The sequence below is a fragment of the Mesorhizobium captivum genome (genome assembly GCF_033977165.1).
Lineage (GTDB): Bacteria > Pseudomonadota > Alphaproteobacteria > Rhizobiales > Rhizobiaceae > Mesorhizobium > Mesorhizobium captivum.
Window position 1 is genome coordinate 1 of record NZ_JAVIJB010000077.1, and the last position, 14,584, is coordinate 14,584.

9 protein-coding genes are annotated in these 14,584 nt (G+C 63.5%); 6 read left to right on the forward strand and 3 right to left on the reverse strand.

Going from position 1 to position 14,584, the window contains the following annotated elements:
- Nucleotides 1–335: 335 nt before the first annotated feature.
- On the reverse strand, nucleotides 336–806 hold the full coding sequence (locus RFM40_RS32795) for a nucleoside deaminase (protein ID WP_320219822.1): 471 nt from the start codon (nucleotides 804–806) through the stop codon (nucleotides 336–338).
- A 289-nt stretch (nucleotides 807–1,095) separates the two neighbouring features.
- Here RFM40_RS32795 and proC point away from each other — a divergent pair, with 289 nt between their 5' ends.
- Nucleotides 1,096–1,911 (forward strand): pyrroline-5-carboxylate reductase, encoded by an 816-nt coding sequence (proC, locus tag RFM40_RS32800; RefSeq protein ID WP_320226386.1) that lies wholly within the window; start codon nucleotides 1,096–1,098, stop codon nucleotides 1,909–1,911.
- Nucleotides 1,912–1,996: 85 nt separating this feature from the next.
- Here the strand turns inward: proC and RFM40_RS32805 are convergent, their stop codons facing one another.
- The gene (locus RFM40_RS32805; protein WP_320226385.1) at nucleotides 1,997–3,310 is read right to left on the reverse strand and encodes an NAD(P)H-dependent oxidoreductase; all 1,314 of its coding nucleotides are present in this window, start codon (nucleotides 3,308–3,310) and stop codon (nucleotides 1,997–1,999) included.
- A 536-nt stretch (nucleotides 3,311–3,846) separates the two neighbouring features.
- On the opposite strand from RFM40_RS32805, the gene RFM40_RS32810 reads away from it, so the two are divergent.
- The 4 genes from RFM40_RS32810 to RFM40_RS32825 are packed head-to-tail and all read left to right on the forward strand — an operon-like array spanning nucleotide 3,847 to nucleotide 9,405.
- Nucleotides 3,847–5,304: a TolC family outer membrane protein gene (locus RFM40_RS32810; RefSeq protein ID WP_320278996.1), complete on the forward strand. Its 1,458-nt coding sequence runs from the start codon at nucleotides 3,847–3,849 to the stop codon at nucleotides 5,302–5,304.
- 30 nt (nucleotides 5,305–5,334) lie between these two features.
- On the forward strand, nucleotides 5,335–7,467 hold the full coding sequence (locus RFM40_RS32815) for a type I secretion system permease/ATPase (RefSeq protein ID WP_320226383.1): 2,133 nt from the start codon (nucleotides 5,335–5,337) through the stop codon (nucleotides 7,465–7,467).
- Between the two features lie 17 nt (nucleotides 7,468–7,484).
- Nucleotides 7,485–8,774 carry an HlyD family type I secretion periplasmic adaptor subunit gene (locus RFM40_RS32820; RefSeq protein ID WP_320226382.1) on the forward strand — a complete coding sequence of 430 codons (1,290 nt, stop codon included), beginning with the start codon at nucleotides 7,485–7,487 and terminating at the stop codon, nucleotides 8,772–8,774.
- The gene (locus tag RFM40_RS32825; RefSeq protein WP_320278997.1) at nucleotides 8,764–9,405 is read left to right on the forward strand and encodes a ribbon-helix-helix domain-containing protein; all 642 of its coding nucleotides are present in this window, start codon (nucleotides 8,764–8,766) and stop codon (nucleotides 9,403–9,405) included. Before RFM40_RS32820 ends, RFM40_RS32825 begins: the two co-directional genes overlap by 11 nt.
- Before the next feature lie 215 nt (nucleotides 9,406–9,620).
- On the opposite strand, the gene RFM40_RS32830 is transcribed toward RFM40_RS32825, so the two are convergent.
- Nucleotides 9,621–10,607: a transglutaminase-like cysteine peptidase gene (locus RFM40_RS32830; protein ID WP_320226380.1), complete on the reverse strand. Its 987-nt coding sequence runs from the start codon at nucleotides 10,605–10,607 to the stop codon at nucleotides 9,621–9,623.
- Between the two features lie 324 nt (nucleotides 10,608–10,931).
- Here RFM40_RS32830 and RFM40_RS32835 point away from each other — a divergent pair.
- On the forward strand, nucleotides 10,932–14,584 hold a 3,653-nt coding region (locus tag RFM40_RS32835), incomplete at its 3' end, for a DUF5801 repeats-in-toxin domain-containing protein (RefSeq protein ID WP_320278998.1).

Genomic DNA, 14,584 nt, shown 5'->3' on the forward strand with positions numbered 1-14,584 from the left:
GGAAAAGTGTGTAACGGTTTTCCGTCCGGAATTGCGTAGAAACCAATAGTTAGAGCAGTTCAGCGTTTCCGTGAAACGCTGAACTGCTGTAAAGCGCGTCGCGATCTTTCAGATTCGCTCCATGCGCTTTAGTTTTTTGATTTTACGCATGTCTTTGTCCCGAAACCGGTTCCCACTTTCGGGAGACATGCTTAGCAGGCTGTTGAAGACGCGCGCTTCATCGAAGTTGAGAATCTGGGCGACATGCATCGGTAAAGCTCAAAAGGGCTGGAGCCGACGGCGCCGCAGAGGTTACGGACTCTTCGTCGACACCGGTTCCTTTGTGATGGGTTCCGTCACCAGAAATCCTTGTGGTCGCTTGCGATCTCTTCTTCGAGTTCAGGAAATGGGCCACGGATCGCTACATGGCGCCGTCCGGCGGCGAACACCTGGTGACAGCTCAGATCGAGGGTCAGATTCTCCGGATTGTCTCCGGTCAGCTCGGCCAACCGCCTTTCGCTCAGTCCGTAGACCACGGTGCCGATGCCAGCCCAGTAACAGGCCCCGGCGCACATGCAGCACGGCTCGACGGAGGTCACCAGCGTGCATCGCTCGAGAAAGGTCGGGTCGTATTGCAGCGCGGCGGCGCGGGCCACGTTTGCCTCTGCGTGGCCAACACCCCGATCCCGCGCGTAGGTGTTGCCCGATGAAAGGAGCACGTCGCCCTCCGGCCCGACCAGGAGCGCCCCGAAGGGATGATTGCCATTGGCCCGGCTTTCGGTGGCGATCTCCACGGCCAAACGCAGATATTCGGTATCGCTCCTCATGGCCGCCTCCTTGGGATGCCCATTCGTAACCGCGCGCGCAAAGGCCCGGAATCCATATTCTTGGAACGCTTGGGAGCTGTCCAGTCATGGGCATTAAATTCATGGCTGCGCAACGTGGCTAGAGGTTCGGGCTGCCGGGATAAGATGCGGAAGCGCTCCGAATGTCATTCCCCCGTGCCTGGCCCCGATGCCTGGAATTGCTCTAACCCTGGCCGATCGATCTCCTTAAGACTGGACTTTTCCGCGGCCGCGCAAGCGGCTAAGGAGAGCCGTCCTTGCGGAGGTTTTCATGACCATCAGGCTCGTTCTCGCCGGTTGCGGCAATATGGGTTACGCCATGCTCTCGGGATGGCTGAAATCCGGCAAGCTCGAGCCCTCAGCGGTGTTCGTGGTCGAGCCCAATGCCGAATTGCGCAAGCGCGCCGAAGCGCTGGGCTGCGGTGCCGCCGCCGACGCTTCCGCCATTCCGCCCGATGCCGCCCCTGATCTCGTCGTCATTGCCGTGAAGCCGCAGGTGATCCGCGATGTGACGGCAAACTACAAGCGCTTCAGCGATGGCAGGACCACTTTCGTCAGCATCGCCGCCGGAACGCCGGTCGCCACTTTCGCGGAGATCCTCGGCGATCTCGCGCCGATTGTCCGCTGCATGCCGAACACCCCGGCGGCGATCGGCAAGGGCATGATGGTGGTGTTTTCCAACCCGCTGGTCTTAGACGACGTCAGGCGTTTCGTCTCCGAGCTGCTTTCGGCGAGCGGCGTCGTGACGACCATCGATGACGAGAGCCTGATGGACGCGGTGACAGCGGTTTCCGGTTCCGGCCCGGCCTATATCTTCCATTTCATCGAAGCGCTGACGGTTGCCGGCGAGAAGGCCGGCCTGCCGGCCGAGACGGCAAAGCTGCTCGCCATGCAGACCGTCTACGGCGCGGCCTCGCTCGCCGCCGAAAGCGACGAAGAGCCCGGTGTGCTGCGCCGGCAAGTGACCAGCCCCAACGGCACCACCGCCGCGGCACTTGCCGTGCTGATGGGCGAAGACCGGCTGACAAAGCTTTTGACCGACGCGGTGGAAGCGGCGCGGCTCAGGTCGATAGAGCTGGGAAAGTAAGGTCTGTGCCGATCACGCGAGGTCGGTGTGCGAAAAATCATCGCCTTTGAATTTGTCATAACAAAGCGAGTGGCGCACCCATTCGTCAGGTACCGTACAGCATCTCATCCTGCAGCTTGCGCAAAGCGTAAAGCCTGGTCGTCTTGTCAGGCGCGGCGTTGTCGCTGGTTAGCAGCTCGCCCTTCCTGACCGGCTTCAGCACCCTGCCGCCCTCGAGCAGCCCGACGGGCACTGCGCGGCCGGCACGCGCCTCGGCGACCGTCATGGTCCAGGAGCGGTAGCAGGTCTCGCCGATGGCGTCGAAGGTCTCGCCGGCGGCAAGATCGCGCTTGGCGACGGCGCAGACCTCGGCCACCGGTTTCGACAGCGGCACCATGTCCGGCCTGCCGTAGAGCATGATGCGGGCCGCGGTCAGCGGCACCTCGAGCGAGGTCAGGTGGTAAGGCCTGAAGAAGCTATAGTAGGGGCCGTGGCCGACATGGAGGTCGTCCATGCGTTCCACGACGCGCGGATGCGTCGCCTCGACGATGACGAAAACGCCGGGCGCCACGCCCTTGCCGATCGTGTAGTCGACGACGCCCTTCTTCGACAGGATGCCGCCGTCCTCGCGCGGGACAAGCACCTCGGCGAGCTGGTCGCGATCGGCCTTGGGGCCATGCATGCCCGGGACATCGGGCACCAGGCCGGTGGCGTTGGCGATGGCGCACATCTCGACCATGGTCTTGGAACCGTCGACGAACTCGACCAGCATGCGCGGGTTCATGTTCCGGCGCAGCGCTTCCTCGCGATAGTCGTCGGGGACGGCATCGTGGTTGAGCGGGTTGTTCTTGCCCTTGCCGGCCGAGACGATGGTGTAGCCGAGCGCCGAGGCGAACTCGATCAGCTCCATGCAGCTCGACGGTTCGTCGCCGGCGCCGACCGAATAGACCACGCCCAGCCGGTCGGCCTGCTGCTTCAGATAGCAGCCGATGGTGACGTCGGCCTCGACATTCATCATCACCAGATGCTTGCCATGCTCCATGGCCATCAGGTCGAAATCGGCGGCGACGCCAGGTTTTCCCGTGGCATCGATGACCACGTCGATCAGCGGATTGGTGACCAGCATCTCGTTCGAGGTGATTGCGATCCTGCCGCTTTCGATCGCCTGGCTGACCTTGGAGGTGGTCTCGGCTTCCGCAGCCATTGCGTCGTCGCCATAAGCGATGCGGATTGCGTCGCGGGCCGTGTGCGGGCGGCGCGTGGAGATGGCCGCGACCGAAATGCCCGGCATCAGCATACCCTGGGTCACCAGGTCGGTGCCCATCTCGCCGGAGCCGATGACGCCGATGCGCACGGGACGGCCCTCGGCGGCGCGCCGGGCGAGATCGCGGGCAAGCCCGGTCAGGGCGACATTTGTCATACAAGAACGTCCATTCTTTGCTTCGGCCCGCAATACAGGGAACGACCCCCGTTTGCCAACAAAACCAGCCACAGATGGCATTTTCCGGTCCATGCCTTGCGGAACCGGAGCAGATTTGCCTCAACAGTCCGCGGCGCTCGGGCATTCGCACCGCGACCGGCCGGATGCACCGGCAAGCAGACTTTCAGGAACGACGCGATGGCAAAGCTCGCGCCCGGGACCCGATTTTGCCGGGGGAGGCGGCGCTGATTACGAGCGCCTGGCGATTCCTTATGCGGGCCCGTTATTTGTTGAGGACAATCGCGATCGCCGTCGGTTTCAGCCCATAGCAATCCAGACCGGCACCGTTTCTGTGCCATTTTTGCTACAACCGTCGGGACTAATGGTCCGAATCTTCGCTTTTGTGCGCCTCTAAATCATTAAGCGCTCACATCCTCGAAAAATCTGATAGATACTCATCGCAAGCTCCGGTGGCAGGCTTGGGCAAATAAGCGTCGACAAAAACAAAAAGGCGCGGGGATAGTCACGGGGTAAAAATGACCAGGACGGGTAAAGTGACCGTCGGCTGGCGCGTTGCGCTTGCCATGACGGTGTCGATGCTGACTTGTGGAAGCGCCAGCGCGCTCACGCTCAAGGAAGCCATAGCAGTCGCCGTAGAGTCCAATCCTGAGATTGGGCAGGCGATCGAAAACCGCGAAGCCATCGAATTCGAGCTGCGCCAGGCAAAAGGCCTCTATCTTCCCAGCGTCGATCTGGAAGCGTCGACCGGCGTTCGCCGCCTGGACAATTCTTCCCGTCGCGCGCTCGGCGAGGACGATGACGCCCTCTCTCCGAACGAGGCCGATCTCACCGTTACGCAGACGCTTTATGACAGCGGGGCAAGGCGGGCCGAATTGAATCGGCAGGCCTCGCGCGTGGACGGGGCTTCCTTCAGGGTGCTGGAACGATCCGAATTCATCGGACTTTCCGTCGTCCAGGACTATCTTGAATATATGCTGCAGGCGTCGATCGTCTCTGAAGCGAAGAAGAACCTCGCCTTCCATCAGTCTATACTCGGCGACATCAAGCAGGGCATCGCGGGCGGCGCGCTCAACGATGCCGACCGGCAGCAGGCCGAGGAGCGGCTTTATGCCGCCAAGGCGCGGATGCAGGAGGCCACGGAAGAACTGGAGGCGGCCAAGATCCGCTTCTTCAAGAATGTCGGCAAGCCGCTCGCCAATCCGTCGCGTCCGGCCGATGTGGCCGGCGCGCTGCCGCGGTCGCTCGACGACGCGATCGGGCTTGCCAGGCAGAACAATCCCCGCGTCCATATGGCCAACAGCGATATCGACGCCGCCGCGTCACTGATCGACGCCGCGCGGGCAAAATTCGGCCCCACGATCACTGCCGAGGGCGTCGCCCGGGGCGGATATGACATCGACGGCGACGATGGCGACACCAGCGACCTGCAGGCGCGCGTCGTGCTGCGCTGGAACCTCTATCGCGGCGGCATCGACAAGGCCAACGAGCAGGAGCAGATCCGCCGCACCAGCGAGCAGCGTCTTGCGCTGCATCAGGTGCTGCGCGAGATCGAGGAAGCCGTGCGCACCTCATGGGACCGCCGCTTCCGCCAGGCGGAACTTGCGCAGACGCTGCGGCTGCAGGCTGCCACCAACGAAAAGCTGGTCGCGTCCTACCGCGAGCAGTTCAAGGTCGGACAGCGCTCGCTGCTCGACGTGCTCGACGCGCAGAACACGCGTTTCAACACAGCAACGCTGGCCGACACCTCTTCCTATGCGTCGCTGTTCGCCGAATACCGGCTGCTGGCCGCGACCGGGGAGTTGCTGAAGACAATGAATATCCAGCCGGCCAGGCAATCGGCGGCCTACGCGCGAACGGAATTCGGTGTGCCGGCAACGGCCGACACCGAAACCTATGCGCGAACGCCGTCGGAGCAGAAGAACGATCTGCCGTTCGATATCCTCGCGCCGGTCAGGAAGAAGCAACCGATGTAAGTATCGATCTCAGGTCCTTCGGGGCGGATCGTGAACCAACAGCCTAACATCGTCTCGCCCAAGGAGGCTTTCAAAGCCTGCTTCTCGGCGATTGCAGCCTATCTCGGCCGGCCGAGCGCGGAAACCGTGCTGTTTGCCGGGGTGCCGATTTCGGAGACGCGCATCGAGCCGGACGACATCAGGCACCTTGCCGAACGCATCGGTCTCGAGGTCCAGGCGTTCAGCCATCGCGATTTCGTGCGCGGCCGCGTCGACCTCCCGGCCATCGTCTTCCGCGCCAGCCAGTTGCCGGTTGCGCTGCTTGCCGAGACCGGAACCGGGCAATATCTGACGGCCCCGCAGGAAGACGGCCGCACCGCGATCGGCAAATCGGAGCTCGCCGAGAGCTATATCAGCGGCGGCGCCTCATTCTCGATCACCTATGCCAATACCGCCGAGGAGATGACGGTCGGCACGGCGCCGAGGATCGAAAGGCGCCATTGGCTGACCGGAACGATGGGAGCGTTCTGGCGCACCTATTCGAAGGTCGTACTGTCGGCGGTCTTCATCAACCTCCTGGCGATCGCCTCGCCGATCTTCACCATGAACGTCTACGACCGGATCCTGCCGAACAAGGCGATCTCGACGCTCTGGGTGCTGGCGCTCGGGATCGGCGCGGCGATCGTGTTCGACCTGTTGCTAAAGACGGCCCGCGCTTCGCTCATCGACTATGCCGGGCGCAAGGCGGATCTCAGGATTTCATATCTGCTGTTCGAGAAAGTGCTCAACTCGTCCTTGTCGGCCAGGCCCGGATCGACCGGCGAATACGCGAACCGCGTCACACAGTACGAGTTCGTGCGCGAGTTCTTCACCTCGAACACCATCAGCGTCTTCATCGACACGGTTTTCGTGTTCGTCTTCCTGCTGGTCATCTACGCCATCGGCGGCTGGCTGGTAATCATACCGGCTGTGGCCTTCGCCATCGCCGTCATCGTCGGGATGGTGACACAGCGGCGCATCGGCAAGCGGGTCGCCGCTTCGATGAACGAGGCAGCGCAGCGCCAGGCGCTGCTGGTCGAATCCATCTCCACGCTGGAGACGATCAAGTCGCTGCGCGCCGAGGCCTATCTGCTGCGCAAATGGGGCGAGCACTCGAAGAACGCAGCCAACACGTCGGAGAAGATCAAGGAGCTTTCGGCCGCCGCCGGCAACATCACCGGCGCCATCCAGCAATTGGTGACCGTCGCCCTTGTGGTTGCCGGCGCCTACGCCTTTTCCGAGGGCCAGGTCTCGACAGGCGCCATCATCGGCACGGTCATGCTGGCGGGCCGGGCAGTCGCGCCGCTCGGCCAGATTGCCATCACCCTCTCCCGCTTCCGGCAGGCCATGCTGTCGCTCAGGATCGTCAACACGATCATGTCGCAGCCGGAGGACCGGCCAGACACGGTCGGCTTCGTCAACCGGCCAATCCGCAGCGGCGCTATGCTCTTCAAGAATGTCGGTTTCGCCTATCCGGGTACCGAAAACGAGGTTCTGAACGGGCTCAACATTGCAATACGGCCAGGCGAGCGGATCGGCATCATCGGCCGCATCGGCTCCGGCAAGACGACAATGGGCCGGCTGATCGGCCGGCTCTTCCTGCCGACTTCCGGAGAGCTGCTCATCGACGGCATCGACATGCGCCAATACCACCCGTCGGAAGTCCGCGCCGCGGTCGGCATCGTCGCGCAGGCGGGCGACCTGTTTTCGGGCACCATCAAGGAAAACCTTTTGATGGCCGCTCCGGAAGCGACCGACGAGGAGATCATCGATGCGGCGAAGGCCGCGGGCGTCGACGACTTCGTCTCGCGCCATCCGCGTGGCTACGACATGAATGTCGGCGAGCGGGGCACCAACCTCTCGGGCGGCCAGAGGCAAGCGGTGGCAATCGCGCGGCTGCTTTTGACCAAGCCGAAAATCGTCTTCCTGGACGAGCCGTCGGGCTCGATGGACCTCGCCTCGGAACGGCAGCTGATCAGGCAGCTCAAGGTCGCATTCGACCGCAACACGACGCTGATCGTGTCGACCCATCGCTACAGCATGCTGGAACTGGTCGACCGCCTCATCGTCATCGAGCAGGGGCGTGTGGTCGCGGACGGAGCGAAGGAACAGGTAATCCAGGCATTGCAAAAGGCGAATGCCTGACCGGGGTACGTTGGGGAATGCTTGCAAAAGAAGACCGGCCGCCGCTTTTCGCATCGGCGTCCGTCTACATCATAGGGGCACTGTTCGTTGCCTTCACCGCCTGGGCGTCCTTCGCCGAGGTCGACGAGATCGCGCGCGGCGATGGCAAGGTCATTCCTGCCTCCAAGACGCAGATTATCCAGGCAAGCGAAGCCGGGGTCGTCCAGGAAATCGCGGTCAAGATCGGCCAGACCGTCAAGAAGAACGACCTGATCATCCGTCTCGACAACACGGGCAATACCTCCAGCCTCGGCGAGGAGCAGGCCAAGGCCCGCGCCCTGCAGGCGCGCATCGCCAGGCTCAAATTCGAACAGAGCGGCAATGTCGAAGGGTCGTTTCCGTGCCCGGCGGACATCCAGAAGGCCGCGCCGGAAATCTGCGATAACGAGCAGAAGCTGCTCGTGGCGCGCCGCGAGAACTTCGAAGTGAAGCTGTCGGTGCTCAAATCGCGTCTCGATCAGCGCGAGAAGGAACTCGACGAGGCAACCGCCAATTCCGATCGCCTGTCCAAGAGCCTAGCCGTCAGCGACCAGGAAACGGCGCTGGTCGAATCGATGGTCAAGAAGGGCCTGATGGCCAGGACCGAACAGATTCGCGTCGAGCGGGAGCAGACCGATCTCCGTGGGCAGCTCAACCTTGCCGGAGAGACCATCAAGAAGACCAAGGCGGCGATCACCGAGGCGCAGCTTCAGGTCGACGAGCTCGGCCTGCAATTGCAGCAGGAGGCGCTGAGCGACTTGACGCAGGCGCTGGCCGACCTGTCGGTGGTCGACGAAACCATCCGCGGCGCCACCGACAAGGTGGCGCGGACCGATATCCGCTCGCCTGTCGACGGCATCGTCAACACGCTCGACGTCAACACGCTCGGCGCCTTCGTCCAGCCGGGCGCGGTCGTGGCCGGTATCGTTCCAACCTCCGAGACGCTCCTGGTCGAGGCGCGGGTCTCGCCGCGCGACGTCGCCTTCATCCAGCCGGACCAGGACGCGCTGATCAAGGTCACGGCCTATGATTTTTCGATCTTCGGCGGCATCGAAGGCAAGGTCTCGAACATCACCGCCGACAGCCTGGTCGACCAGAAGACGGGCGAGCCTTATTACCAGGTGCGCGTCGCGACCGAGAAATCCACGCTGCAAAGGAACGGCAAGAGCTATTCGATCATCCCCGGCATGATCTGCTCGGTCGATATCAAGACCGGGCGCAAGACGATCCTCAATTACCTTTTGAAGCCGATCAACAAGGCGCGTCAGGAGGCGATGAGTGAGCGATAGCGCCGCCCGCCCCGAGACTTCGCGCGAACGGCTGCTGCCGCCGCTCGTGGCCGAGGATTTCGGCCCGGAGTTCCGGGTCGTGGCGCGCGGCGGCGTGCGCCGCGGCATCCGGCTCGAGCGCGCCTTCTGGGCGTCGCTGAAGCATATGGCCGAAAGGCGCAAATGCACGATCGGCATGCTGGTCGAGGAGATCGCCGAAAGCCATCCCGACCAGGGCAATCTCACCTCGGCGATCCGGGTGGCGTGCATGCGGGGGCTGGCCGAGGAAAGCATGGAGCTGCGCAAGCTCGCCTCGATCCGCACGATCAACGCGATCCTGGTCGCCTGCCCCTCGCCCGCCTTCGCGCTGTCGTCGTCGAAGAAGATCCTGACCTTCAACACGTCCTTCCAGCAATTGGTCAGGCGCCAATTGCCGAACGCACCGGGCGAGGACGGGCGGCAGGACCTCAAGCTGGCGCTGGACCTCAACGTCACCGACGTCTTCGCACGGCTTGACGCCAATGGCGACACGCCCGTCACCACCGGCTTCGTCATCGGCGCCGGCGAGCGCCGCTACCGGGGCCAGCTCAGTGCCGTGCGCGCGCCGGTGACCGAGCCGGAACTTCTTATGGCGTTCGTCTTCAACGGGTAGTTTGGCTGGCGCAGAAATCTTGACGGCTTGGATGGTGCTTTCGTTGGCACGTCGAATGCGTTGGAGATTGGCCGAAGCCTTCGTCTTCGTCATCCTATGGCGAAGCAAGGAGCGGCGACGCGGCGCAGACCCAAGGATGACGATGTTGGGAAGGCTTCGGCCAATTTGCGAACATTGTGGTGCGCTTCCTTGAAACGCTCCACCCGACAGGCAGCCTATTTCGGACCGAAGCCTGCACTCGCGGGCGTCACCGCCGCATCAGGCGATGCGCCCTCGCCCGGCGCCACCGTCGCGAAGCCGCCGGCGATATCGGCGATCCGCGCGCCGGACTTCGATCCGTGAATCCAGGCGCGATCGGTGCTGAAGGAATAGAGCGGGACATAATCGGGAAGGTCGCTGTCCATCGCCACATTGTTGCTGAGACTGTCCAGGATGAAGGCGCCGCTTCCCGTGCTCACCGACAGGACGGCATGGAAGAATTTCCGGCGGCGGTCCTGCAGCACAACGAGCGACATGCTCTGCGCCGGGATTCCGGCGCGCAACAACGCCGCCATCTTCAATATGGCGAAATCCTCGCAGTCGCCGGCGCGATGCTCGAGGATCTCCGAAGGCTTTGCCCAGTAATCGAGCTTGCCGTAGACGGCGCTGTCCTTGCGATAGGCGATCAGGCGGTTGATGCTGCTGTTGACGAAGGCCAGCTTGTCGCGAAAACCCTTGCTGCCGGCGACGTTGATGATTGCGCCAAAAGCCGCGTTCTCACGATCGCAGGCGCTGCCCGGCGTGCAGTCGACGATGGCTCTGTAGACAGGCGCCCAGCGCGCCGCGACCGGGAAGTTGCGCATGGACAAGGCCACCGACCCGAACACGCCAGGGATGATCGCCCCAGTCTGGATCGGGTCAACCTGGATCGGATCGATGCCAAGGGCGCCCTCTCCGCTCGAAGGATCCACCGCAGGGTAAGCTTCGAGGGGTCCGTAGGCGCTGTCGACACCGGTCATCCGGTAAGCGGCTACGGGCTGCCAAGGCTGCAACCTTGCCAGCGAGACGCCGCCGAGATTGCCAGGCGCGGGCACCGTTTGAGAGGCGGGATTTCCGACGGAAATCGCGCTGGCGAACGACGCATTCGGCAGACCGGCGAGGCCGATGGCCAGCAGCAGAACCTTGATCCCCGATGCCGCCGGAGCAGCTTTTTGTATTTTCATAGCGCCCACCTTTGACTGTGGACGCTACCGATCTTGTCTCAAATTATCGGAAAGGAAGGTGGGTAAATTTCCGCGAATCAATCTGTTCTGCTTTTCTTCAAATTTTACTTAAATTTATACTTTCGCCTACCGAACCGGCGCCGCATTTCCCCACCGGTCCGACGGCGCCTCCAATAATACATAACTGGGTATATCATGACGATTTACCAAGTGTAAAAAATGCAACTCTCTACATATTCAAGTATATGAAAAAGATTGAAGGTGTGTTGCAAAGTTCGAGGCTCACATGTCTCTTTCCGGGAAATGCCGAAGGGGGCTTGAGCTATGACGACCAGTATCGAATTCGACGCCGTTTCAAATTTCTCGGACGAGCACACGACTGTTGGCGAACATCCGGTCTCGGCGGGCGTGCAAGTCGCGCAAGCCGCCGCGCAGACGACGGGTGAACCGGTACCGGTCGATGTGGACAGCGGCGCGCCGGCACAGGGCGCGGACAACGCGCAGAATGCACAGGGGGCAGACAAGCCGGCGGCGGACGCCAACGCTCCCGCCTCCAATGCTCCCGCCGCGAACGCGGCAGCCTCGAACGTTCCGCATGAATACCATGCCGAGGCCGGCAACGTCGTGAAGCTTCCGGCCAATGTCTCGATCGACAACATCAAGGTCGACGGACACGATCTCGTGCTGGTGCAGCCCGACGGATCCGAGATCGTCATCAAGGACGGCGCGCTGAACGTGCCGACCTTCATCATCGGCGACGTCGAGGTGCCGCGCGTTGCCCTGATCGCGGCCCTTGAATCCAGCCATATCGATGTCGCCTTCGGCGCCGACGGCTCGATCTCGGCCGGCGGAAATGGCGCGCCAGGCAGCGCCGGCGGAAACTTCTCGGTTCCTCCCGGCGGGATCGGTGACGGCTTCGGCCTGACGTCGCTTTTGCCGCCGACGGCTCTGGCGTTCGGCCAGCCTGAACATCGGGAGTTGTTCCCGTCCGTCGCCGCCGACAAGGGCGTTTTAGTCGTGGCCGTGTCGTTGCTCAGCCCGGACGAGGCGGCCAGCGAGACCGGCTTGAACGGCGGACAGGGACAATCGCCGGGCAGCGACGCGCCGAGCGACGCGGAAACGTCAAGCATAGGAACGATCACCATCGACGCTCCGGACGGCATCGGATCGATCGTCATCAACGGCGTCACCGTCACAGCCGCTGGCCAGCAGATCCAGGGCCAGTTCGGCTACCTGACCATCGTCTCCTTCGACCCGAACACCGGCGCTATTGAATACAATTATACGGTGACCGAGTCGGTCCCCCATCCCAAACAGACGAACGGGTTCGATCAGAACGACACGGTTCCGGACAATTTCAGCATCACCGTCACGGATTCCGACGGCGATACAGCCAGCACTACTTTTGCCGTCGCCATCATCGATGACGTGCCGACGGCGATCGCCGACGTCGACAGCGTCGCGGCCGGCCAGCTCGGCCCGGCGACCGGCAATGTGCTGGTCGGCGGAACGGATGCGGGCGATGCCAACACGACGGACGGCGTTGCCGACACCCAAGGCGCCGACGGCGCGACAGTGGTTGGCGTCGCCAAGGGCACGACCAATGCCGATCTCAACGACGCGAGCACGCTCGATGTGCAGGTCCAGGGCGCCTACGGCAAGCTGACGCTCCACGCCGACGGCAGCTATACCTATGTGCGCGACGCCAACACGCCCGGCGGCGTCAATGACGTCTTCACCTATACGATCAAGGACGGCGACGGCGACACCTCGCACACCACGCTGACGATCGCGATCGGCAACTCGACGCCCGAGATCAGCGACCTGACGCCGGAAGCCAATGGCGGCGATGTCGTCGTCAACGAGGACGACCTCTTGGCCGGCCGCGGGTCCGGCGAGTCGGACGGCTCCGACACGTCAAAGGAAAGCACCACCCAGGGCGGCACCTTCACCATCCACTCGCCCGACGGCATCGCTTCGCTGGCGATCGACGGACATGACTTCATCACCAATGGCGTGTTCACCGGCGGTTCGTTCACGACGGCGCTCGGCAACACGCTGACGGTGACCGGCTACAATGCCGCTACCGGCGAGGTGAGCTATACCTACACGCTGGTCGACAACGAGGCGCACGACCCTGTTCAGGGCGCCAACAGCCTGTTCGAGAATTTCACCGTCACGCTGACCGACCTGGACGGACAGAGCGATAACGGCACGCTCTCGGTGAAGATCGTCGACGACGTGCCGACGGCTTCGGTCGAAGCCCCGCAGAACGTCGCCGAGGGCGCGACGATCACCGGCACGCTGGACTTCGTCGCCGGCGCCGACGGCGCCACGGTCACGCATATCGACGGCACGCTGCTGGTCTTCGGCCAAGACGGCTATTCGCAGTCGATCGACATCGGCGACGGCTCCATCAAGGTCAAGGCCGACGGCAGTTACTCCTTCACAGCCGACAATCCGGTGATCGGCACGGGTGCCGCGTCCGCCACCTACACGGTGACCGATAGCGACGGCGACACGTCGACGGCCGGCTTGAGCTTCGTCGTGACGGACGCCAACCACCCGACCACCGGCGCGGCCGCGGCCTCGGTCGACGATGACGGGCTGGCCGGCGGCAACGCCGCAAGCACGACTGATGACATCAACGCCAACATCGGCGACGCCGACGGTCCGGCCAGCAGCGAGGCGAGCTTCTCGGGCACGCTCGGCGGCAGCGTCGGCGGCGACGGCGCGGGCGCCAATGGCTTCTCCTTCGCCGGATTGAACGGTACGACCGGCACGGTCGGCACCGAAACGGTGGCTTACAGCTGGGACGCGGGCACCAACACGCTGACGGCGACCACCACCAGCGGGGACCGTATCGGCACGGCCCTGTTCACGGTCCATGTAACGGATCCGGCAAGCGGCGCCTATACCGTGACGCTGCTCGACAACGTGCTGCATGCCGGCGGCCCGAACGATGAGAACGCGATTGATCCGACAACCAGCCTGACCTACACCATCACCGATGCCGACAACTCGTCCACGACCGGCACGCTGACCATCACCTTCGACGACGACGCGCCGACGGCTTCGACCGAGGCGCCGCAGAACGTCGCTGAAGGCGGCACGATCACCGGCACGCTGGACTTCGTCGCCGGCGCCGACGGCGCCACGGTGACGCATATCGACGGCACGCTGCTGGTCTTCGGCCAAGACGGCTACTCGCAGCAGATCGACATCGGCGACGGCTTCATCAAGGTCAAGGCTGACGGCAGCTACTCCTTCACCGCCGACAGCTCGGTCGCCGGCACGGGCGCCGCCTCTGCGACCTACACGGTGACGGACGGCGACGGCGACACGGCGACGGCCGGCATCAGTTTCGTGGTGACGGACGCCAATACGCCGACGAGCGGCTCGGCCGCAGCCACGGTCGACGACGATGGACTTGCCGGCGGCAACGCGGCGAGCACGACGGGCGATATCGACGCCAATACGGGCGAGGTTCCGCTCAGCGCCAGTGAAGCCGTCTACAACGGCACGCTCGGCGGCAACGTCGGCGGCGACGGTGCCGGCAGCAACGGCTTCTCCTTCGCCACCCTCAACAACACCTCCGGCACGGTCGGCCAGGAGAATGTGACCTACAGCTGGGATTCCGGCACCAGCACGCTGACGGCAACCACCACCAGCGGAGACCGCATCGGCACGGCCCTGTTCACAGTCCATGTGACCGACCCGGCGACCGGCACCTACAGCGTGACGCTGCTCGACAACGTGCTGCAGGCGCAGGGCCCAAACAACGAGAACAACGCAACGGTCAATCTCGGCTATGTGATCACCGATGCCGATGGTTCGACGGCACCGGGCACGCTGACCATCACCTTCAATGATGACGGCCCGTCGATCTCGGCGCCGGGCGCCAGCGCGCCGCTGACGGTCGACGAGACGGTGCTTGGGACCAACGACACGCAGGCCTTCGCCAGCGCCTTCACCTC